The sequence below is a fragment of the Serratia sp. Nf2 genome (assembly GCF_003028435.1).
In the GTDB taxonomy this organism is placed as follows: Bacteria; Pseudomonadota; Gammaproteobacteria; order Enterobacterales; family Enterobacteriaceae; genus Serratia; species Serratia marcescens_L.
Genome location: NZ_PYTW01000004.1, coordinates 197253 through 217435 on the forward strand (window position 1 = coordinate 197253; position 20183 = coordinate 217435).

A 20183-nucleotide genomic window follows, 5' to 3' on the forward strand; every position below is an offset into this window, starting at 1 on the left:
CAACAACGCTGCAGGTTGAAAGAGGCGGGGGATGAACGATGGAGAGTGCAATGAGCAATTACCCTCACCTGCTGGCGCCGCTGGATCTCGGCTTCACCACCCTGAAAAACCGGGTGCTGATGGGATCGATGCATACCGGCCTGGAAGAGCTGCCCGACGGCCCGCAGCGCCTGGCCGCGTTCTATGCCGAGCGCGCCGCCGCCGGCGTGGCCCTGATCGTCACCGGCGGCATCGCGCCCAACGACAAAGGCGTGGTGTATCGCGGCGGCTCCACCCTCAACAGCGAGGCGCAGCTGCCTCACCATCGGCCGGTCACCGAGGCCGTTCATCGCGCGGGCGGCAAGATAGCGCTGCAGATCCTGCATGCCGGCCGCTACAGCTATCAACCGCACCCGGTGGGCCCTTCCGCGCTGCAGGCGCCGATCAATCCCTTCGCGCCAAGCGCGCTGAGTGAAGCGGAGATCGAGCAGACCATCGCCGACTTCGCCCACTGCGCGGCGCTGGCGCAACAGGCCGGCTACGACGGCGTTGAGGTGATGGGTTCCGAAGGCTACCTGATCAACCAATTTTTGGCGGCGCGCACCAACCAGCGCGACGATCGCTGGGGCGGCAGCTTCACCAACCGCATGCGCTTCGCCGTCGAGATCGTGCGGGCGGTGCGCCAGGCGGTGGGCGCGGAATTCATTCTGATCTACCGGCTGTCGATGCTCGATCTGGTGGAGGATGGCTCCAGTTGGCAGGAGATCGAACAGCTGGCGCTGGCGGTCGAACAGGCAGGCGCCACGATCATCAATACCGGCATCGGCTGGCACGAGGCGCGCATCCCGACCATCGCCACCATGGTGCCGCGCGCCGGGTTCAGCTGGGTGACCCGCAAGCTGATGGGCAAGGTGGGTATTCCGCTGATCACCACCAACCGCATCAACGATCCGGCGGTGGCCGAGCAGGTGCTGGCGGACGGCTGCGCCGACATGGTGTCGATGGCGCGCCCGTTCCTCGCCGACGCCGCCTTTGTGCAGAAAGCCGCCGAGGGACGCGCCGACGAGATCAATACCTGCATCGGTTGCAACCAGGCCTGTCTCGACCAGATTTTTGAAGGCAAACTGACGTCTTGCCTGGTCAACCCACGCGCCTGCCGTGAAACCGAAATGCCGCTGACGATGGCGGAAAAACCGAAAAAACTGGCGGTGATCGGTGCCGGCCCCGCCGGACTGGCCTTTGCCACCACCGCCGCCAGCCGTGGCCATCAGGTGACGCTGTTCGACGCCGCCGAGCAGATCGGCGGCCAGTTCAACATCGCCAAGCAGATCCCCGGCAAGGAAGAATTCCATGAAACCCTGCGTTACTTCCGCCGCCAGCTGGCGCTGCGCGAAGTGACGGTCAGGCTGGGCGTCAAGGTCGAGGCGGCGGATTTAAGCGAATTCGACGAAGTGATCCTCGCCTGCGGCATCGTGCCGCGCACCCCGGATATTCCCGGCATCGGGCACGCCAAGGTGCTGAGCTATCTGGACGTGCTGCGCGATAAAAAACCGGTCGGCCAGCGGGTGGCGATCGTCGGCGCCGGCGGCATCGGCTTCGACACCGCCGAGTATCTTAGCCAACACGGCGTCTCCAGCAGCCTGGATCAGGCGGAATTCAACCGCGAATGGGGCATCGACGGCCGCCTTGAGCAGCGCGGTGGGCTGGCGGCGCAAGGGCCGCAGGCGCCACAGGCCGCGCGGCAAATCTACCTGTTACAGCGCAAAACCAGCAAGGTGGGCGAAGGCCTGGGGAAAACCACCGGTTGGATCCACCGCGCCAGCCTGGCAATGCGCGGCGTGAAGATGCTCAATAGCGTCAGCTATCGACTGATCGACGACGAAGGGCTGCACATCACCCGCGCCGAGCAGGACAGCTGCCTGCCGGTAGACACGGTGGTCATCTGCGCCGGGCAGGAACCGCGCCGCGAACTGCAGCAACCGCTGCTGGCGATGGGGAAAACCGTACATCTGATCGGCGGCGCCGACGTGGCCGCCGAGCTGGACGCCCGCCGCGCGATCGATCAGGGTACGCGGCTGGCGATGGCGCTGTAAGAAAGGGGCGCACAGCGCCCCTTGGTCATCACGCTCAGCGACGCGCGCCGGATTTCACCGCTCTCAAGATCACGAACTTCTTGTTCGAGGCTACCAGCGTGCAGTTGCCGAACAGACGCTTGAGCTTCTGGTGATAGTCGAGGTGGCGGTTGCCGACGATGCGCAATTCGCCGCCCACCTGCAGGCAGCGCTTGGCGTCGCAGAACATCTGCCAGGCGGTGTGATCGGTAATGGCGTGCTGCTGGTGGAACGGCGGGTTACACAGCACCGCCTGCACGCTTTCGCGCTCGATGCCCGCCAGCGCGTTGTTCACCTCAAACTGGCAACGATCCAGCTCTTGCGGCAGGTTGTGCTCCACGTTCAGCTCGCTGGAGGCCACCGCCATGTAAGATTCATCGAGAAAGGTCACCTGCGCTTCCGGGTTTTGCGCCAGCGCCGTCAGGCCAATCACGCCGTTGCCACAGCCCAGATCGACGATATGGCCGTTCAGGCCACGCGGTAGATGATCCAGGAACAGGCGCGCGCCGATATCCAGGCTGCCGCGCGAGAAGACGTTAGCGTGGTTGTGGATAAGCCAATCAGTGCCGTCCAGCGTCCAGTCGGTGGTTTCCGCTGCCGCCGGCGGGACGATGTCCGCCACCTGGCAGAAGATCAGGCGCGCTTTCTTCCACGCCAGGCTGGTGCGCGTCGGGCCCAGCACCTTTTCGAACAGCTGCATCGTCGAGGTATGCACGTCACGCGCTTTGGCGCCGGCGACGATCAGCGTGTCTTCGGTCACAACGTGGCGCAGCGCGCGCAGCTGCTGCTCCAGCAGCGCCAGCGCCTTCGGCACGCGAATCAGCACCACCGCCGGCGCCGCCGGCAGCTCGGCCAGGCTGTCCAACAGCGTGACCTGCTCAGGATCCAGACCGTTGAGCTTGAGGTTGTGGCGCGTCGCCAGCTGGCTCATGTACGAGTCGCTGACGCTGTAAGGGCGATGCGCGTGCAGCGCACAGGCCAGGGTGCCGAAGTTATCGTTGAAAATCAGCACCGGGCGGCCGCCGATATCTACGTTTTCAAGCTGTTGCAGCAGATATTCGTCCGCCGCTTCCCACGCCTGCAGTTGGGTGGATTCTTCCTGTTGGGGATAACGCTCCAGCTCAAGTTGCTGTGTTCCCAGATCGAGTTGGCTCATTGCCCCTCCTGACTGATAAAATTTGGGCTGTTTATCCCCTAAAAACGCCCGTCAGTAAAATGTTTTTTCGGATAAATTGCGTATGTCAGGATTTGAGCGAAAAAACAGCATAGAATGACCGACTGAATGGCCGTTGATACGGAACAAGAATGTCTGAATTGACCTACCTGCAAGGCTACCCAACGCATCTGCAAAGCCAGGTGCAACAACTGATCCATCAGAATCGGCTGGGGGACGTGCTGCTGCAGCGCTATCCGCAGGTGCACGACTGCACCACCGACAAGTCGCTGTATCAGTTTACCGTCGATCTGAAAAACCAGTATCTGCGCAACGCTCAGCCGCTGAGCAAGGTGGCCTACGACAGCAAGATCCACGTCATGAAGCACGCACTCGGCCTGCATACCGCTATCTCACGCGTGCAGGGCGGCAAGCTGAAGGCCAAGGCAGAAATCCGCGTGGCGACGGTGTTTAAAGTCGCACCCGAACCCTTCCTGCGCATGATCGTGGTGCATGAGCTGGCGCACCTGAAAGAGAAAGATCACAACAAGGCGTTCTACAGCCTGTGCTGTCATATGGAGCCGGATTACCACCAGTTGGAGTTCGATACCCGGCTGTATCTGACGCACCTTTCGCTGTTCGGCGAGCTGTATGCATAGCGAGTGAGGGCGTGATAATCTGCGGTTTTAAGCCTGGACCGGAGCTCGCCATGATTCGCTTTGCCGTTGTCGGCACCAACTGGATTACGGAACGTTTTATCGATGCCGCCCATGAAAGCGGCAAACTCACGCTGAGCGCCGTATATTCACGCTCGCTGGAACAGGCGCAGGCATTTGGCGCCAACTATCAGGTCACGCAGTTTTTCGACTCGCTCGAGGCAATGGCCCAGTCCGATGCTATAGACGCGGTGTATATCGCCAGCCCCAATTCCCTGCACTGCCCGCAATCGCTGCTGTTCCTGCGCCATAAAAAGCACGTGATCTGCGAAAAACCGCTGGCCTCCAACCAGCGCGAAGCGGAACAACTGGTAGCCTGCGCGCGGGAAAATCAGGTGGTGCTGTTCGAAGCGTTCAAAAGCGCCTACTTGCCGAATTTCCTGGCGCTGCAGCAGGCATTGCCGAAAGTCGGCCGGCTGCGCAAAGCCTTCATCAACTATTGCCAATACTCTTCGCGCTATCCGCGCTATCTCGCCGGCGAGAATCCCAACACCTTTAACCCGCAGTTCTCCAACGGCTCGATCATGGATATCGGCTACTACTGCCTGGCCAGTGCAGTGGCACTGTTCGGCGCGCCGCAGTCGGTGCTCGCCAGCGCCACGCTGCTGGAGACCGGCGTGGACGCCCACGGCACCGTCTGCCTGAACTACGGCGATTTCGACGTCACGCTTTCCCATTCCAAGGTCAGCGACTCGGCGATCCCCAGCGAGATCCAGGGAGAGGGAGGCACGCTGATTATCGACAAGATTTCCGAGTGTCAGGGCGTGGCGCTGACGCCGCGCGGCGGCAACCGCCAAGATCTGAGCCAACCGCAGCACATCAACACCATGCTGTATGAAGCGCTGGCCTTCGCCGAGTTGGTTGAGAAGCACCAGGTGGAACATCCGGGGCTGGAGAATTCGCTGATCGTCGCACGCCTGCTGACCGACATCCGCCGCCAGACCGGCGTCGTCTTCCCCGCCGACGGAGAATGAGATGAAACCGCTGCTCGTGATGCAAACCGGCGACGCGCCGCAGGCCATTCGCCAGGAACTGGCCAACTTTGAAGGTATGTTCCTGCAACAGGGCAACATCGATGCCGAACGCGCGCACATCGTGCATCTGCCCGCCGGCGAACGGCCGTTGCCGCCGGCCGCCTATTGCGGCGTGATCATCACCGGATCGCCGGCGATGGTGACCGAACAGCTGCCGTGGAGCGAGGAAGCCGCCGAATGGCTGCGTCAGGCGATGGTGATCAAACTGCCGCTGTTCGGCGTCTGCTACGGCCACCAGTTGCTGGCCTACGCGCTCGGCGGCGAAGTGGGCTACCACCCGCAGGGCATGGAGGTGGGTACGCTGGAGATCGAACTGCTGCCCGCCGCAGCCGAAGACCGGCGGCTCACCCTGCTGCCGCCGCGTTTCAAGGCCAACCTTATCCATTCGCAGAGCGTGCTGACGCCGCCTGCCGGCGCGCAGACGCTGGCGCGTTCGCAGCAGGACGCGCACCAGATCCTGCGCTATGGCGATCACGCCCTGACCACCCAGTTCCACCCGGAATTCAACGGCGCGGTGATGAGCCAGTATCTGCAGTGGCTCGGCGAACTGCATCCCGAGCAGCAAGCCCGCTATCAACAGCAACAACAACAGGTTAGCGACACGCCGTTCAGCCGTCTGCTGCTGCAGGGATTCGTCGTCAGCCTGGGCGCGCAAAAAGCGATGGCCGGCTAACGCGATTCACGTTGACCGCCGACACATTTTGCATTACTTTCTGCTGTGCAAAGGGGAGTAACTTCATTGCCGGTCAATCGTCATTACGATGCGCAAGCATCCGGTTACCGGGCAACCTGATGTCAAAGGTGTAACCACCTTCATCAACGTTGTAAGTGAGACCTTGCCGGAAGGCGAGGTTTGCTTGCAGCGTTCACAAAGCGGCTGGCGTCTTCCGACGTTGGCCGTTTTTGTTTTTGAAGGATACCTCTGATGATGAATTCCGTTGGCACACCGTGGTTATGGGGCAGCTTCGCCGCCGTCATAGTCGTGATGCTCGCAATCGACCTCCTGTTGCAGGGCCGTAAAGGCGCGCACACCATGACCCTGAAGCAGGCCGCCAGCTGGTCGCTGGTGTGGGTCAGCCTCTCCCTGCTGTTCAATTTCGGTTTTTGGTACTACCTGAATGAAACCGCCGGGCGCGCCGTCGCCGATACCCAGGCGCTGGCTTTCCTGACCGGCTACCTGATCGAAAAAGCGCTGGCGGTGGATAACGTGTTCGTCTGGCTGATGCTGTTCAGCTACTTCGCCGTGCCGGCCAACCTGCAGCGGCGGGTGCTGATCTACGGCGTGCTGGGGGCGATCGTGCTGCGTACCATCATGATCTTCGCCGGCAGTTGGTTGGTCAGCCAGTTCCAGTGGCTGCTGTATCTGTTCGGCGCTTTCCTGCTGTTCACCGGTATCAAGATGGCGCTGGCGAAGGAAGATGACTCGGCGATCGGCGACAAGCCGCTGGTGAAATGGCTGCGCAGCCGGCTGCGCATGACCGACAGCCTGGAAGGCGAGCGCTTCTTCGTGCGCCGCAACGGCATCCTGTTCGCCACCCCGCTGGTGCTGGTGCTGATCCTGGTCGAACTGAGCGATGTGATCTTCGCGGTAGACAGCATCCCGGCGATCTTCGCCGTGACCACTGACCCGTTCATTGTCCTGACCTCCAACCTGTTCGCCATCATGGGCCTGCGCGCCATGTACTTCCTGCTGGCCAACGTGGCGGAGCGTTTCTCGATGCTGAAATACGGCCTGTCGGTGATCCTGGTGTTTATCGGCATCAAGATGTTGATTATCGACTTCTTCCACATCCCGATCGGCGTGTCGCTCGGCGTGGTGGCGGGCATCCTGACGCTTACCTTGCTGATCAACGCCTGGGTCAATCGCCGCAACGATCGCCTGGCGAAGAAATAACCACAATCTGTTATCCGGGGCGCTAGTCGCCCCGCGATTGTTTGGCAATTCCCCCAAAACGCCAAACGTTATTGCGATCACACAAATGTAACCAGTATGTTATCAAGTGTTGATCCGCGCTCAGAATTTCACCCTCGCCTCTTTCCAACATCATTCGATTGCTGAATACTGATTCGGCAAACACACTTAGTTACAGAATCATATAAAGCTACCCGGCGTCGTTCCCGCCGCGGCGGCCAGATAACATCAGGAAGAAAGCACTATGCAAAAACTATTACAAAGGATCATGCAGGGTAGCCTGGTCAAACAAATCATGGTCGGCCTGGTGGCCGGCATTCTGGTGGCGCTGGTTTCGCCGGCAGCCGCTGCGGCCGTCGGCCTGCTCGGCATCCTGTTCGTCGGCGCGCTGAAAGCCGTGGCGCCGGTGCTGGTGCTGATTCTGGTGATGGCCTCGATCGCCAACCATAAACAGGGGCAGAAGACCAACATTCGCCCGATCCTGTTCCTCTACCTGCTGGGTACCTTTGCCGCCGCGCTGGTGGCGGTCGTCGTCAGCTTTATCTTCCCTTCTACGCTGGCGCTGACCACCGGCGCGACGGACATTACCCCGCCGGGCGGCATTGTGGAGGTGATGAAGGGTCTGTTGATGAGCGTGGTGGCCAACCCGTTCCATGCGCTGATTAACGCCAACTACATCGGTATTCTGGCCTGGGCCGTCGGGCTGGGGCTGGCGCTGCGCCACGCTTCCGAAACCACCAAGGGGCTGATCAACGACATGTCCCATGCAGTCACGCTGGTGGTACGCGCGGTGATCCGCTGTGCGCCGCTCGGCATCTTCGGCCTGGTGGCCTCCACGCTGGCGGAAACCGGCTTCGGCGTGCTGTGGGGCTACGCCCAGCTGCTGATGGTGCTGATCGGCTGCATGCTGCTGGTGGCGCTGGTGCTCAACCCGCTGATCGTTTACTGGAAAATCCGCCGCAATCCGTATCCGTTGGTGTTCGCCTGCCTGCGCGAAAGCGGTGTGACCGCCTTCTTCACCCGCAGCTCGGCCGCCAACATCCCGGTGAACATGGAGCTGTGCAAGAAGCTGAACCTGAATGAGGACACCTACTCGGTTTCCATCCCGCTGGGCGCTACCATCAACATGGCCGGCGCGGCGATCACCATCACCGTGCTGACGCTGGCGGCGGTGAACACGCTGGGCATCGCGGTGGACGTCCCGACCGCCCTGCTGCTGAGCGTGGTGGCCGCCCTCTGCGCCTGCGGCGCCTCCGGCGTGGCCGGCGGCTCGCTGCTGCTGATCCCGCTGGCGTGCAACATGTTCGGCATTCCGAACGACGTGGCGATGCAGGTAGTGGCCGTGGGCTTTATCATCGGCGTGCTGCAGGATTCGGCGGAAACCGCCCTTAACTCCTCCACCGACGTGCTGTTCACCGCGGCGGCCTGCCAGGCGGAAGATCAACGGCTGGCGAACGAAGACCCGCTGAAGGTGCGTTAATCCCACCTGTCGGCATCGAAAAGGCGCTCTTTCGAGCGCCTTTTTTGTCAGCCTTATAGCGTTACCCCGCTTTTAAAGATCGCCAGCTCGCGGAAGTCGTTGGCTTCATTGCGCGCCGGGCGGCCGTTGGCGATCTCGACGATCAGATCGACGAAGCGGCCGAGCAAGGTCTCCATCGCCACGCCGTGGATTAGGCCGCCGGCGTCGAAATCGATCCAGTGCGGTTTCTTCGCCGCCAGCTCGCTGTTGGTCGCCAGCTTCACCGTCGGCACAAAGCCGCCGTACGGCGTGCCGCGCCCGGTGCTGAACAGCACCATATGGCAGCCGGCGCCGGCCAGCGCGCTGGTCGCCACCGCATCGTTGCCCGGCGCGCTGAGCAAATTCAACCCCGGCACGCGCAGCCGCTCGCCGTATTTCAGCACGTCCACCACCTGGCTCAGGCCCGCTTTTTGGGTGCAGCCGAGCGATTTCTCCTCCAGCGTGGTAATGCCGCCGGCCTTGTTGCCCGGCGACGGATTCTCGTATATCGGCTGTTGATGGGCGATGAAATAGCGTTTGAAATCGTTGATCATGTCGACGGTTTTGCCGAAGGTCTCCCCATCGCAGCAGCGGCTCATCAAAATGCGCTCGGCGCCGAACATCTCTGGCACTTCGGTCAGCACCGTGGTGCCGCCATTGGCGATCACATAGTCGGAAAAGCGCCCCAGCAGCGGGTTGGCGGTGATACCCGACAATCCGTCCGAACCGCCACACTCCAGGCCGAACTTCAGCTCGCTCAGGCGGCCCGGCTCGCGGCGATCGTGGCGCATCTCCCGGTACAGCTCGTGCAGCAGCGCCAGCCCGGCCTCCACCTCGTCGTCCTGCTGTTGGCACACCATAAAGCGCAGCCGCCGCTCGTCCACCATCCCCAGCGTGGCGCGGAAGGCATCCACCTGATTGTTCTCGCACCCCAGCCCGATCACCAGCACCGCGCCGGCGTTGGGATGGCGCGCCATGTTCTGCAGCATGATGCGGGTGTTGGCATGATCCTGCCCCAGCTGCGAGCAGCCGAACGGATGGCTGAACAGATGCACGCCGTCGATCCCCTCCGCCTGCGTTTGCTGCAAAAAGCGCTGCTGGATCTGGCGGGCGATGCCGTTGACGCAGCCGACGGTCGGCACGATCCACAGCTCGTTGCGGATCCCCACGTCGCCGCCGGCCCGGCGGTACAGCTGCACCTCGCGATCCGCCGCCTGCGGCGGCAACGCCGGGAACTGCGGCTGGTAACGGTAGCTGTCCAGATCGTTCAGGTTGGTTTTGGCGTTTTGCGAATGGATATGCTCCCCAGGGCCGATAGCCGCGAGCGCATGGCCGATCGGCTGGCCATATTTGATGATGTCCTCGCCCTTTGCGATCGGGCCGAGTGCAAACTTGTGCCCGCGCGCCACCGGCTGTACCAGCGGAACGGCGACGCCTGCCAGCTCAACCGTTTCTCCAGCGGCCAGGTCGCGCAGCGCCACCGCCACGTTATCCTGTTCGTGAATCTTTATCGTACTTTGCATAAACCGGTCCCGGATAACGGCTACGCCAGGTCAATGGCGAAATAGTCTTTGGCGTTGTCGAAGCAGATGTTTTTCACCATCCCGCCCAGCAGCGCGATATCCGCCGGCGCTTCGCCGTCCGTCACCCAGCGGCCGATCATCTGGCAAAGGATGCGACGGAAGTACTCATGGCGCGTGTACGACAGGAAGCTGCGACTGTCGGTCAGCATGCCGACGAAGCGGCTCAGCAGCCCGAGCTGCGCCAGCTGCGTCATTTGGCGCTGCATGCCGTCCTTCTGATCGTTGAACCACCAGCCGGAGCCGAACTGCATCTTGCCCGGCGTGCCTTCCCCCTGGAAATTGCCGATCATGGTGCCGATCACTTCGTTATCGCGCGGGTTGAGGCAATAAAGAATGGTTTTCGGCAGGCCGCCCTGCCGCGCCTGGGCATTCAGCAGCCGCGACAGCGGCTCCGCCAGCGGCCGATCGTTGATCGAGTCGAAGCCGATATCCGGCCCGACGGCGGCCAACATGCGGCTGTTGTTATTGCGCAGCGCGCCGATGTGATATTGCTGCACCCAGCCGCGGCGCCGGTATTCGCCGGCCAGGAACAGCAGCACCGCGCTTTTGAACTGCGCGCTCTGTTCCGGCGTCGGCAGCTCGCCGTTCAGGCGACGCAGCAGGATCGCATCCAACGTCACTTCATCGGCCTCGCCGAACACCACCACGTCCAGCGCATGATCGGCCACCTTACAACCGTGGGCGGCGAAGTGATCCATCCTTTTGTACAGGGCGTCGCACAGCGTGCTGAAGCGGCCGATCGCGGTGTCCGCCGCCGCCTCCAGCTGCCGCAGATAGTCGTTGAAACCGGGCGCTTCGATGGTGAAGGCCTTGTCTGGCCGCCAGCTCGGCAACACCTTGATATCGAAGCTGTGATCGTCGGCGATCGCCCGATGATGGCGCAGATCGTCGATCGGATCGTCGGTAGTGCCGACCATTTTCACGTTCATCTGCCGCATGATGCCGCGCGCGCGAAACTCATCCTGCGCCAATAGCGCATTGCCGCGCTGCCAGATCTCATCCGCCGTGGCCGGCGACAGCAGTGTTCCCGTGATGCCGAACGGCCGGCGCAGCTCCAGGTGCGTCCAGTGATAGAGCGGGTTGCCGATGGTGTGCGGCACCGTGGCGGCCCAGGCGTCGAATTTCTCGCGATCGCCTGCATCGCCGGTACACAGCCGCTCCGCCACACCGTTGGTGCGCATCGCCCGCCATTTGTAGTGATCCCCCCGCAGCCAGATATCGTACAGATTGCTGAAGCGGGTATTCTCCGCAATCTGTTGCGGCGGCAAATGGCAGTGGTAATCGAAAATCGGCTGGTGCGCCGCGTAGTCGTGATACAAACGCCGGGCAAATTCGCTGTCCAGCAGGAAATCTTCGCTCAAAAACGTCGCCATCTCGGGCTCCTTACCTTACTTGCCGTGCGGCACAGGGATCGAATCACAAAAGTTATCACACCAATTTTAGCGAGCGTCCAGCAAATTTTTCCCGCCATCTGTCATTTTGCTGTCCTTTAATCCCTTTTTCGCTCATTTTTACGGCAGAGGTGTGGCATAAACGCCCTATTTCACCGGCGACAGTATCGCTCAGGCGAATAATTCCTTTTGTGATATCACTCAACTTTTAAACCTGTATGACAGGTTATTGTCTCGCCAGCCGCATCGACGGCCATACCTTCAAACGGGGAGACATTTCGGATGCGTAAAATTAAAGGGTTACGCTGGTACATGATCGGGCTGGTGACCGTCGGCACCGTGCTGGGCTACCTGACCCGCAACGCCATCGCCGTGGCGGCGCCGACGCTGGAAGATACGCTGCACATCACCACCCAACAGTATTCTTATATCGTTGCCGCCTATTCCGCCTGCTATACCGTGATGCAGCCGGTGGCGGGTTATGTGCTGGACGTGCTGGGCACCAAGGTCGGTTACGCCATGTTCGCCATTCTGTGGGCGCTGTTCTGCATGGGTACCGCGCTGGCCAACAGTTGGGGCGGCCTGGCGCTGGCGCGCGGCGCGGTCGGCATGGCCGAAGCGGCGATGATCCCCGCCGGGCTGAAGGCCAGCAGCGAGTGGTTTCCGGCCAAAGAGCGTTCGATCGCCGTCGGCTATTTCAACGTCGGTTCGTCGATCGGCGGCATGATCGCCCCGCCGCTGGTGGTGTGGGCCATCGTGGCGCACAGCTGGGAGATGGCGTTCATCATCACCGGCGTACTGAGCCTGATCTGGGCCATCTGCTGGCTGTTGTTCTACAAGCACCCGAAAGATCAGAAGAAACTGAGCCAGGAAGAGCGACGTTACATCCTCGAAGGGCAGGAAGCGCAGCACCAGACCTCTAACGCCAAAAAGATGTCCGCCTGGCAGATCGTGCGCAACCGCCAGTTTTGGGGCATCGCGCTGCCGCGCTTTCTGGCGGAACCGGCCTGGGGCACCTTCAACGCCTGGATCCCGCTGTTCATGTTCAAGGCCTACGGTTTTAACCTGAAAGAGATCGCCATGTTCGCCTGGATGCCGATGCTGTTCGCCGATCTCGGCTGCATCGTCGGCGGCTATCTGCCGCCGCTGTTCCAGAAGTATTTCAAGGTCAATCTGATCGTCTCGCGCAAGCTGGTGGTGACGATGGGGGCGGTGTTGATGATCGGCCCCGGCATGATCGGCCTGTTCACCAGCCCTTATGCGGCTATCGCGCTGCTGTGCGTTGGCGGCTTCGCCCATCAGGCGCTGTCCGGCGCGCTGATCACCCTCTCTTCCGACGTGTTCGGCCGCAATGAAGTGGCGACCGCCAACGGCCTGACCGGCATGGCGGCCTGGACCGCCAGCACGCTGTTCGCCCTGGTGGTCGGTGCCCTGGCAGACACCCTCGGCTTCAGCCCGCTGTTCGCCGCGCTGTCGGTCTTCGACATTCTCGGTGCCATCGTCATCTGGACGGTGCTGCAAAACCGCCCGGCCGCCGAACCGCAACCCGCCGCGCTGCAACCGACCCCGGCGCGCAGCTGATCCCGTCGCCCGGCCGCCGCGCCGGGCCTCCTGCTCCTCTGGCAGCGGTGCCGAATAAGTGGTATAACAAATCCGATGGCTACGCGCCCCTTCCCACCGCACCGTATAGAGCATTCACTATGGAATTCACTGAAACCAGACGCCTGTATCAGCAACTGGCCGCCGAGCTTAAGCAACGCATCGAAAGCGGCCGCTACCCGGTGGGCGACAAGCTGCCGGCCGAGCGATACATCGCCGAAGAGATGAATGTCAGCCGCACCGTGGTGCGCGAAGCGATCATCATGCTGGAAGTGGAAGGCTATGTGGACGTGCGCAAGGGATCCGGGATCCACGTGGTGTCCAACCAGCAAAAACACCTGGTGGTACCGGGCGACAGCATCGAGTTCGCCACCGCCGGCCCGTTTGAGCTGCTGCAGGCGCGCCAGCTGATCGAAAGCAACATCGCCGAATTCGCCGCCACCCAGGTGACCAAACAAGATATCGTGCAGCTGATGGAGATCCAGGAGCACGCCCGCAAAGAGGATCGCTTCCGCGACTCGCAGTGGGATCTGAAGTTCCACGTACAGGTGGCGCTGGCCACCCAGAACACCGCCATGGCCACCATCGTGGAAAAAATGTGGGTACAGCGGGTCAACAACCCTTACTGGAAAAAACTGCACGAGCATATCGACGAACGCTCGATCGCCAGCTGGTGCGACGATCACGATCAGATCCTCAAGGCGCTGATGCGCAAAGATCCCTACGCCGCCAAACTGGCGATGTGGCAGCATCTGGAAAACACCAAGCAGATGCTGTTCAACGCCACCAGCGACGATTTCGAATACAACGCCGACCGCTACCTGTTCGCCGAGAATCCGGTGGTGCATCTGGATGGCGTGAGCCACGAACCGAAATAGCCACGGCGGTCAAAAACCGTCGGCTTATGTCAGGTAATGTAAAATCCGCTGAATCGATGCCGGAACCGCCGTTTGCCGTGTACTATTTCACCGTCGGCAACGTAGATTTCCCTGTTGCCAATCGTGCTATTTTGGTAGAGTTAGCCCACTTTTTTACCCATTGCTGCGGGGGCGGGACGCGAATAAATGCGCTGGTTGTTTGCCATGCTGATTGCTGTTTTCTGCTGGACCGGTTCGGTCTCCGGCCAACAGCTATGCGTGGCGTCACCCAAGCCCACCCCCAGCGCGCTGAGCAGCCTGCCACCGCTGGCGGAGCCGGCGCTTTCCCCCTATGATCATGTGTATCGGGCGCCGGCCGAAGCGCGCCGCAAAGCCCCCGGTAAGTTGCTGCTGCTGCTGCCCAGAGCGCACTCTTTCCCCGGTTCGCTGCTCGTATCCTCCCTGCCGGCGCCGGTCTATACCCTGGCTGCAGAGCCGGGCTACCGAATTCGCTTCCCCCGCCAGGACAGTCCGGCGCCCAACCGGCTTGCCCAGGTCGACTGGATGCTGGACGCCTCCAGGCAACAGAGTCGGCAGGCCGGCTGGAAAGAAAGTAACATGCAGTACCGTGGCACGCTGACTTACCACCTATGACCGGTGTCGCACCGCTAAGAAACCTTAAAGCAACGCCGTTTCATCGTTATCAGCATTCAGGATCGCCGCGCGCTTTCAGCCCACGCCCGTTCCGCCGCTGAGATAAAAATAAACAATGACGTTTTAGGAACACCGGATGGACATCATTAAAGAACTGATACATGCCTTGTGGCAGCAGGATTTTGAGACGCTGGCGAACCCTTCGTTGGTGTGGACCCTCTACATCCTGCTGTTCATGATCCTGTTTTTGGAGAACGGCCTGCTGCCGGCCGCTTTCCTGCCGGGCGACAGCCTGCTGATCCTGGTCGGCGTGCTGATCGCCAAAGGCACCATGGGTTTCCCGCTGACCATCGTTATCCTGACCGTCGCCGCCAGCCTGGGGTGCTGGGTCAGCTATATACAGGGCCGATGGCTCGGCAATACGCGAACGGTGCAAGGCTGGCTTTCGCACCTGCCGGCCCACTACCATCAACGCGCTCACAACCTGTTCCACCGCCACGGGCTTTCCGCTCTGCTGGTCGGCCGCTTCCTGGCCTTCGTGCGCACCCTGCTGCCGACCATCGCCGGGCTGTCCGGCCTGAGCAACGCGCGCTTCCAGTTTTTCAACTGGATGAGCGGCCTGCTGTGGGTCTTGATCCTGACAACGTTGGGCTTCGCGCTGGGGAAAACCCCGGTGTTCCGCAAGTATGAAGATCAGCTGATGTTCTGCCTGATGATGTTGCCGCTGGTGTTGCTGGTGGTCGGGCTGGTCGGCTCGCTGATCGTGCTGTGGCGCAAGAAACGCGCCAGCAGCCAGAACCCGGGGAAAGGGGCGTGACAGCAAAGCGCCCGCGCTGGCAATACGTCTTGCTGATCGCGCTCGCCCTGCTGGCGTTGGCGACGCTGCTGGTGCCCTGCATGGTGCGCACCGAGAGCGAGCTGCGCATTCGCGCCAGCCAGCAAGGGCTGTCGCTGCCCGACGGTTTTTACGTCTACCAGCGCCTGGATGAGCGCGGCATCCGCATCAAAAGCATTACGCCGGAAGGTGATGGCCTGGTCATCCGTCTGGACTCGCCGGAGCAGCAGTTGCTGGCGCGCGAAGCGTTGCAAACCATTTTGCCGCCCGGTTACCACATCGCGTTGAGCGAGTCCCCCGTGCCGTCGCATTGGGTACGCGAATTTGCGCGTTCCCCACTCAATCTGGGATAATCCCCCTTCATATGAAGGGGTTTCCTTTCATTGCCATTATCTTCATTTTCATTCGCACCGATTAGCTCAAGAATTAATCAGTCAGCACTGAGTCACGGCTGATTCTTTGGGGGCCCGCCGGTTTCATGACTATGCTGAAGGGTAACTTCAGCCGGCGATGAACGCCCTCCTCTCGCGCTGCCGCCTTCGGCAGTCAGGAAAGCGGATGCCTGTTCAGGCATCCCATGAAAAGGAACTGAAAGATGAAATTACGCCACTCACTGTTACTGCTGTTGCCACTCTGCACGCTGCCGGCGCTCGCTGCGGCCGCCGAGGGCGGTTGCGCCGCCAAAGCGCAAGACATCCAGCAGCAAATCGATTATGCCACCCAACACGGCAACACCCACCGCGTGGACGGCCTGAAAAAAGCGCTGAGCGAAGTGCAGACTCACTGCACTGAAGCCGGCCTGCAGGCCGAACGTGAGAAAAATATCGCGGAGAAACAGCGCAAGGTCGACGAGCGCCGGCAGGAGCTGAAAGAAGCGCAGCAAACCGGCAAGCTGGACAAGGTCGCCAAGAAGCAGCAAAAGCTGGCGGAAGCGCAGGCTGAGCTGAAACGCGCCCAGGCGGAATAATTTTTTTACACCAGCGGATTTATCGATGAGAGCCCCATCACACGGGATTTCTTAAGCATATGGAATTGATGTCTGGTGTTATCTGCTGGCCATCACCCCTTTGCTCCGGCGAAAAAATCCGCTATGTTAAAAGTCTGTCGAAATAAACGTTAAGGAATAATCACATGGCACATGATTCAAATGCAGAAAACTTACGCGCTGAACTGAAGTCCTTAGCCGATACGCTGGAGGAAGTGCTGAACTCCTCCACCGACAAGCCGAAAGCCGAGCTTGAGAAGCTGCGTTCGAAAGCGGAAGGCGCGCTGAAAGAGACCCGCGCTCGCCTGAGCGACGCCGGTGACAAGCTGGCTTCGCAAACCAAACAGATCGCAGGCCAGGCCGACGACTACGTGCGCGACAACCCGTGGACCGGCATCGGTATCGGTGCGGCGGTTGGCGTCGTGCTGGGCGTGCTGCTCGCGCGTCGCTAATCATGGCTGAACAACCGCAAGTGCGCGCGCAGGGCCCCGCCAAAGGGGTCCTGGATATCGGTCAGCGCATCATCACGATCCTGGTCGGCATGGTGGAAACCCGTGTCCGGCTGGCGGTGGTCGAGTTGGAGGAGGAGAAAGCCAACCTCATTCAACTGCTGATCATGGCCGGTATGACGCTGCTATTCACCGCCTTCGGTTTGATGAGCCTGTTAATCCTGATCTTTTGGGCCATCGATCCGGTCTACCGGCTGGTGGCGCTGGGCGCCACGACCGGCGTGCTGCTGTTCCTGGCCGTGGTCGGCACCATCTGGACGCTGGTCAAGGCCCGTCGCACCACGCTGCTCGGCGCGACGCGCAAGCAGTTGGAACTCGACCGCGCCGAACTGGAGCGCGAGCCATGAGCCGCCGCCGCTACCTGGAATGGAAAAAAGAGAGGCTGATTCGCCAGATCCAGCAGCAACGCCTGGATCTGGCCGAACACAAGTCTCTGTGGCTGGAAAAGACCGAGCGCATTGACCGCGGCTGGCAGACGGTGTTTGGCCTGCGCCGCTATCTGGTGCTCGGTTCCAGCGTCATGGCGCTGTACGGCATCCGCCACCCCAGCAAGATGATCCGCTGGTCGCGCCGTGCTTTCGGCGCATGGAGCGCTATCCGCCTGTTTAAAAAGACCTTCTCCGCCAAGTAAGCGCCGCGCTTTTCCTTCAAACATCCTGTTGCTCCGCCCTCATTTTCCCCCTAAAACAGCGCGGCTTATCCCGAGGGCCGGGCAACCTGCTGACAAGCGTCAGTTTATTAGCACGCTAAAGATTCAGATTTTTTGAAAAATTACGACAGTTTTACTTGCTAACAACCTGAGCACTTCCCGCTTAACATTCACTCCATCAATTTGAGACGGAGCGGACAGGGTAAGAGACCCGCTACGCCGCCCGTTGATATGACTACCGCCGAACAGGCGCACAAAAACACTTTGGAGTAGATGATGAAAAAATTAGAAGATACAGGTTTGTTGGTTGCTCGTATTCTGATGCCAATTCTGTTTATCGTGGCAGGCTACGGCAAAATGGGTGACGCTTATGCCGGTACCCAACAGTACATGCAATCGATGGGCGTGCCTGGCTTCTTGCTGCCGCTGACCATCCTGCTGGAATTTGGCGGCGGTCTGGCGATCCTGTTCGGTTTCCTGACCCGCACAGTAGCGCTGTTCACTGCCGGTTTCACCATTCTGACCGCGCTGCTGTTCCACACTGACTTTGCAGAAGGCGTAAACCAGCTGATGTTCATGAAAAACCTGACCATCGCCGGCGGTTTCATCGTGTTGGCGGTTGCAGGCCCGGGCGGCTTCAGCATCGACCGTCTTCTGAATAAGAAATGGTAATCTAAACTGTCATTCAGGGCCCGGCATGCCGGGCCCTGTCGTTTTTTTACTCGGACACCAAGGAGATTCCCATGGGACAACTCGTCGATGGCGTTTGGCAAGACATCTGGTATGACACGAAATCTACCGGCGGCCGTTTCAAACGTTCAACCGCTCAGTTTCGCAATTGGGTGACCGCCGACGGTCAGCCGGGCGAACACGGCACGGGTGGCTTTCAGGCAGAAGCGGGCCGTTATCACCTGTATGTTTCTCTCGCCTGCCCCTGGGCGCACCGCACGCTGCTGATGCGCAAACTGAAAGGGCTGGAGCAGATCATTCCGGTCTCGGTGGTGCACCCGCTGATGCTGGAAAACGGCTGGACCTTCGGCCAGGATTTTCCTGAAACCACCGGCGATCCGCTGTATCACGCCGACTTCCTGTACCAGATCTACCTGCGTGCCGATCCGCACTACAGCGGGCGCGTGACCGTGCCGGTACTGTGGGACAAACAGCGGCAAACCATCGTCAGCAACGAATCTGCCGACATCATCCGCATGTTCAACAGCGCGTTTGACGGCGTGGGCGCCCGCGCGGGCGATTACTACCCGGCCGAGCTGCGCGGCAAAATCGATGAGCTGAACGGCTGGATTTACGATCAAGTGAACAACGGCGTGTACAAGGCCGGTTTCGCCACCAGCCAGGAAGCGTATGACGACGCGGTCAACGGGGTCTTCAACGCGCTGGAACGCCTGGAGCAGATCCTGGGGCAACACCGCTACCTGACCGGCGATCGGCTGACCGAAGCCGACCTGCGTCTGTGGACCACGCTGGTGCGCTTCGATCCGGTGTACGTCACCCACTTCAAGTGCGATAAGCACCGCATCAGCGACTACCTGAACCTGTACGGTTTCCTGCGTGACATCTACCAGATGCCGGGCATCACCGAAACGGTCAGCCTGCCGCACATTCGCAACCACTACTACCGCAGCCACGCCACCATCAACCCGCACGGCATCATTTCCATCGGGCCGGCGCAGGATCTGGACGAGCCGCACGGCCGCGACCAGCGCTTCGGCTAAGGCAAAAAAAATCCCCTTGCCGCCCGGCAAGGGGATGTCATCCAAGCGATGTTAGCGCTGCGCGAACAGGCGCGGAATTTCGCGCAGGAACCAGGCTTTCGCCTCCCCCATGCTGTCGCGTCGCCAGGCCATGATGATATCGGCTTCGCGGCTGTATTCCGGCCCCACCACGCGCAGCCGCCCGGCTTCGATATCTTTCTCCACCATCGGATACGGCATGGTCGCCACCCCCAACCCGGCCAGCAGCGCCAGACGCTTGTCTTCGATGGTGCTCACCGTCAGACGCTGCTGCTTATCCAGCAGCTGCACGGTCAACACCGGACGCTCGCGGGCGGTATCCGCCACCGCGATGCCACGGTATTTCACGCGGGTCACCTCGGACAGCGGCTCCGGCTCCTGGTGGATAGGATGATCCGGCGCGGCGACGTAAACGCTCATCACCTTGTACAGTTTGCGGGTGTTGATCTCCGACGACGCGCGAAAATGCATGTCCGGCGCGATCACGATGTCGGCGCGCCCCTGCTCCAGCCGCTCCCAGGCGCCCGCCAGCACCTCGGTGAAAATCGACACCTGGGTGTTGGCCTTCAGCGCCAGCTTGTCCACCAGCGGGAACAGCAGGCTCGGCGGCGACAGCGCTTCGCTGACGATGGTCAGGTGAGTTTCCCAACCGCGCGCCAGCGCCTCGGCGTCGGTGGTCAGCTTGTCGGCCGCTTCCAGCAGCACCCGCCCGCGTTCCAGCAACATGCGCCCCACATTGGTGAACTTGGTGCGGTGGCCCGAACGGTCGAACAGCACCACGTCCAATTCTTCTTCCAATTTTTGCATGGTGTAGCTGAGCGCCGACGGCACCCGGCCCAGTTCGTCGGCGGCCGCGGCGAAGCTGCCGCGCCGGTCGATCGCGTCCATCACTCTCAGCGCCTCAAGCGTGAGCGCCCGATCTCTGGCCATCACATCCCTCTGTCAGGAAATTTGAATATGCCGACCAGAT

22 protein-coding genes are annotated in these 20183 nt (G+C 61.1%); 17 read left to right on the plus strand and 5 right to left on the minus strand.

Annotated features, from left to right (window positions below):
* The first annotated feature begins 50 nt into the window (after positions 1-50).
* Positions 51-2072 (plus strand): FAD-dependent oxidoreductase, encoded by a 2022-nt coding sequence (locus tag C9411_RS11185; RefSeq protein WP_063988629.1) that lies wholly within the window; start codon positions 51-53, stop codon positions 2070-2072.
* Positions 2073-2106: 34 nt separating this feature from the next.
* On the opposite strand, the gene rlmG is transcribed toward C9411_RS11185, so the two are convergent.
* Positions 2107-3246 carry a 23S rRNA (guanine(1835)-N(2))-methyltransferase RlmG gene (gene rlmG / locus C9411_RS11190; RefSeq protein ID WP_107227071.1) on the minus strand — a complete coding sequence of 380 codons (1140 nt, stop codon included), beginning with the start codon at positions 3244-3246 and terminating at the stop codon, positions 2107-2109.
* A 149-nt stretch (positions 3247-3395) separates the two neighbouring features.
* Here rlmG and C9411_RS11195 point away from each other — a divergent pair, with 149 nt between their 5' ends.
* The 5 genes from C9411_RS11195 (at position 3396) to sstT (ending at position 8385) form a co-directional block, all read left to right on the plus strand.
* The gene (locus C9411_RS11195; protein ID WP_004937154.1) at positions 3396-3902 is read left to right on the plus strand and encodes a M48 family metallopeptidase; all 507 of its coding nucleotides are present in this window, start codon (positions 3396-3398) and stop codon (positions 3900-3902) included.
* A 50-nt stretch (positions 3903-3952) separates the two neighbouring features.
* The gene (locus tag C9411_RS11200; RefSeq protein WP_107227072.1) at positions 3953-4933 is read left to right on the plus strand and encodes a Gfo/Idh/MocA family protein; all 981 of its coding nucleotides are present in this window, start codon (positions 3953-3955) and stop codon (positions 4931-4933) included.
* Position 4934: 1 nt separating this feature from the next.
* Positions 4935-5666, plus strand: a complete 732-nt coding sequence (locus C9411_RS11205; RefSeq protein WP_107227073.1) for a glutamine amidotransferase — start codon at positions 4935-4937, stop codon at positions 5664-5666.
* A gap of 252 nt (positions 5667-5918) precedes the next feature.
* On the plus strand, positions 5919-6887 hold the full coding sequence (locus C9411_RS11210) for a TerC family protein (protein ID WP_063988625.1): 969 nt from the start codon (positions 5919-5921) through the stop codon (positions 6885-6887).
* 262 nt (positions 6888-7149) lie between these two features.
* Entirely contained in the window at positions 7150-8385 is a 1236-nt protein-coding gene (gene sstT, locus C9411_RS11215; protein ID WP_063988624.1) for a serine/threonine transporter SstT, read from the plus strand.
* A gap of 53 nt (positions 8386-8438) precedes the next feature.
* Here sstT and C9411_RS11220 read toward each other — a convergent pair whose 3' ends face one another.
* From C9411_RS11220 to C9411_RS25705, 3 genes are read right to left on the minus strand one after another with little or no spacing between them, the layout of a single operon-like run.
* Entirely contained in the window at positions 8439-9926 is a 1488-nt protein-coding gene (locus C9411_RS11220) for a UxaA family hydrolase (RefSeq protein WP_107227074.1), read from the minus strand.
* A 20-nt stretch (positions 9927-9946) separates the two neighbouring features.
* Complete coding sequence (gene uxaC, locus C9411_RS11225; protein ID WP_107227075.1) at positions 9947-11359, minus strand: glucuronate isomerase; 1413 nt, start codon at positions 11357-11359, stop codon at positions 9947-9949.
* Positions 11360-11414: 55 nt separating this feature from the next.
* Complete coding sequence (locus C9411_RS25705; RefSeq protein WP_158263876.1) at positions 11415-11582, minus strand: hypothetical protein; 168 nt, start codon at positions 11580-11582, stop codon at positions 11415-11417.
* A 77-nt stretch (positions 11583-11659) separates the two neighbouring features.
* Here C9411_RS25705 and C9411_RS11230 point away from each other — a divergent pair, with 77 nt between their 5' ends.
* The 11 genes from C9411_RS11230 to C9411_RS11280 all read left to right on the plus strand — a co-directional run bounded on the left by C9411_RS11230 (position 11660) and on the right by C9411_RS11280 (position 19195).
* Complete coding sequence (locus C9411_RS11230; protein WP_107227076.1) at positions 11660-12958, plus strand: MFS transporter; 1299 nt, start codon at positions 11660-11662, stop codon at positions 12956-12958.
* A 119-nt stretch (positions 12959-13077) separates the two neighbouring features.
* Entirely contained in the window at positions 13078-13854 is a 777-nt protein-coding gene (gene exuR / locus C9411_RS11235; protein ID WP_033636102.1) for a transcriptional regulator ExuR, read from the plus strand.
* A gap of 186 nt (positions 13855-14040) precedes the next feature.
* Positions 14041-14487, plus strand: coding sequence for a hypothetical protein (locus tag C9411_RS11240; RefSeq protein WP_063988620.1), 447 nt, complete (start codon positions 14041-14043; stop codon positions 14485-14487).
* A 136-nt stretch (positions 14488-14623) separates the two neighbouring features.
* The gene (locus tag C9411_RS11245) at positions 14624-15304 is read left to right on the plus strand and encodes a DedA family protein (RefSeq protein WP_063988619.1); all 681 of its coding nucleotides are present in this window, start codon (positions 14624-14626) and stop codon (positions 15302-15304) included.
* The gene (mzrA, locus tag C9411_RS11250) at positions 15301-15675 is read left to right on the plus strand and encodes an EnvZ/OmpR regulon moderator MzrA (protein WP_074181139.1); all 375 of its coding nucleotides are present in this window, start codon (positions 15301-15303) and stop codon (positions 15673-15675) included. Before C9411_RS11245 ends, mzrA begins: the two co-directional genes overlap by 4 nt.
* A 242-nt stretch (positions 15676-15917) precedes the next feature.
* The gene (locus C9411_RS11255; protein WP_063988618.1) at positions 15918-16289 is read left to right on the plus strand and encodes a DUF1090 domain-containing protein; all 372 of its coding nucleotides are present in this window, start codon (positions 15918-15920) and stop codon (positions 16287-16289) included.
* Positions 16290-16453: 164 nt separating this feature from the next.
* The gene (locus C9411_RS11260) at positions 16454-16759 is read left to right on the plus strand and encodes a YqjD family protein (RefSeq protein WP_004937125.1); all 306 of its coding nucleotides are present in this window, start codon (positions 16454-16456) and stop codon (positions 16757-16759) included.
* Positions 16760-16761: 2 nt separating this feature from the next.
* Positions 16762-17163, plus strand: a complete 402-nt coding sequence (locus C9411_RS11265; RefSeq protein ID WP_015379160.1) for a phage holin family protein — start codon at positions 16762-16764, stop codon at positions 17161-17163.
* On the plus strand, positions 17160-17447 hold the full coding sequence (locus tag C9411_RS11270; RefSeq protein WP_004937121.1) for a YqjK-like family protein: 288 nt from the start codon (positions 17160-17162) through the stop codon (positions 17445-17447). The genes C9411_RS11265 and C9411_RS11270 overlap by 4 nt, the downstream gene beginning before the upstream one ends.
* 294 nt (positions 17448-17741) lie before the next feature.
* The gene (locus tag C9411_RS11275; RefSeq protein WP_004937119.1) at positions 17742-18137 is read left to right on the plus strand and encodes a DoxX family protein; all 396 of its coding nucleotides are present in this window, start codon (positions 17742-17744) and stop codon (positions 18135-18137) included.
* A 71-nt stretch (positions 18138-18208) separates the two neighbouring features.
* Positions 18209-19195, plus strand: coding sequence for a glutathione S-transferase family protein (locus C9411_RS11280; RefSeq protein ID WP_107227077.1), 987 nt, complete (start codon positions 18209-18211; stop codon positions 19193-19195).
* Between the two features lie 51 nt (positions 19196-19246).
* On the opposite strand, the gene C9411_RS11285 is transcribed toward C9411_RS11280, so the two are convergent.
* A complete protein-coding gene (locus C9411_RS11285) occupies positions 19247-20143 on the minus strand; it encodes a LysR family transcriptional regulator (protein WP_004937113.1) in 897 nt (298 codons plus the stop codon).
* Positions 20144-20183 lie beyond the last annotated feature (40 nt).

Bases quoted from the DNA above. Each gene is read 5' to 3' on its own strand.
- C9411_RS11270 (WP_004937121.1), top strand. From the start codon at position 17,160: ATGAGCCGCCGCCGCTACCTGGAATGGAAAAAAGAGAGGCTGATTCGC.
- C9411_RS11245 (WP_063988619.1), top strand. From the start codon at position 14,624: ATGGACATCATTAAAGAACTGATACATGCCTTGTGGCAGCAGGATTTT.
- C9411_RS11210 (WP_063988625.1), top strand. From the start codon at position 5,919: ATGATGAATTCCGTTGGCACACCGTGGTTATGGGGCAGCTTCGCCGCC.
- C9411_RS11230 (WP_107227076.1), top strand. From the start codon at position 11,660: ATGCGTAAAATTAAAGGGTTACGCTGGTACATGATCGGGCTGGTGACC.
- C9411_RS11255 (WP_063988618.1), top strand. From the start codon at position 15,918: ATGAAATTACGCCACTCACTGTTACTGCTGTTGCCACTCTGCACGCTG.
- C9411_RS11260 (WP_004937125.1), top strand. From the start codon at position 16,454: ATGGCACATGATTCAAATGCAGAAAACTTACGCGCTGAACTGAAGTCC.
- sstT (WP_063988624.1), top strand. From the start codon at position 7,150: ATGCAAAAACTATTACAAAGGATCATGCAGGGTAGCCTGGTCAAACAA.
- C9411_RS11205 (WP_107227073.1), top strand. From the start codon at position 4,935: ATGAAACCGCTGCTCGTGATGCAAACCGGCGACGCGCCGCAGGCCATT.
- C9411_RS11220 (WP_107227074.1), bottom strand. From the start codon at position 9,926: ATGCAAAGTACGATAAAGATTCACGAACAGGATAACGTGGCGGTGGCG.
- C9411_RS11280 (WP_107227077.1), top strand. From the start codon at position 18,209: ATGGGACAACTCGTCGATGGCGTTTGGCAAGACATCTGGTATGACACG.
- C9411_RS11200 (WP_107227072.1), top strand. From the start codon at position 3,953: ATGATTCGCTTTGCCGTTGTCGGCACCAACTGGATTACGGAACGTTTT.
- exuR (WP_033636102.1), top strand. From the start codon at position 13,078: ATGGAATTCACTGAAACCAGACGCCTGTATCAGCAACTGGCCGCCGAG.
- C9411_RS11285 (WP_004937113.1), bottom strand. From the start codon at position 20,143: ATGGCCAGAGATCGGGCGCTCACGCTTGAGGCGCTGAGAGTGATGGAC.
- C9411_RS11185 (WP_063988629.1), top strand. From the start codon at position 51: ATGAGCAATTACCCTCACCTGCTGGCGCCGCTGGATCTCGGCTTCACC.
- rlmG (WP_107227071.1), bottom strand. From the start codon at position 3,246: ATGAGCCAACTCGATCTGGGAACACAGCAACTTGAGCTGGAGCGTTAT.
- C9411_RS11275 (WP_004937119.1), top strand. From the start codon at position 17,742: ATGAAAAAATTAGAAGATACAGGTTTGTTGGTTGCTCGTATTCTGATG.
- C9411_RS11195 (WP_004937154.1), top strand. From the start codon at position 3,396: ATGTCTGAATTGACCTACCTGCAAGGCTACCCAACGCATCTGCAAAGC.
- uxaC (WP_107227075.1), bottom strand. From the start codon at position 11,359: ATGGCGACGTTTTTGAGCGAAGATTTCCTGCTGGACAGCGAATTTGCC.
- C9411_RS11240 (WP_063988620.1), top strand. From the start codon at position 14,041: ATGCGCTGGTTGTTTGCCATGCTGATTGCTGTTTTCTGCTGGACCGGT.
- C9411_RS11265 (WP_015379160.1), top strand. From the start codon at position 16,762: ATGGCTGAACAACCGCAAGTGCGCGCGCAGGGCCCCGCCAAAGGGGTC.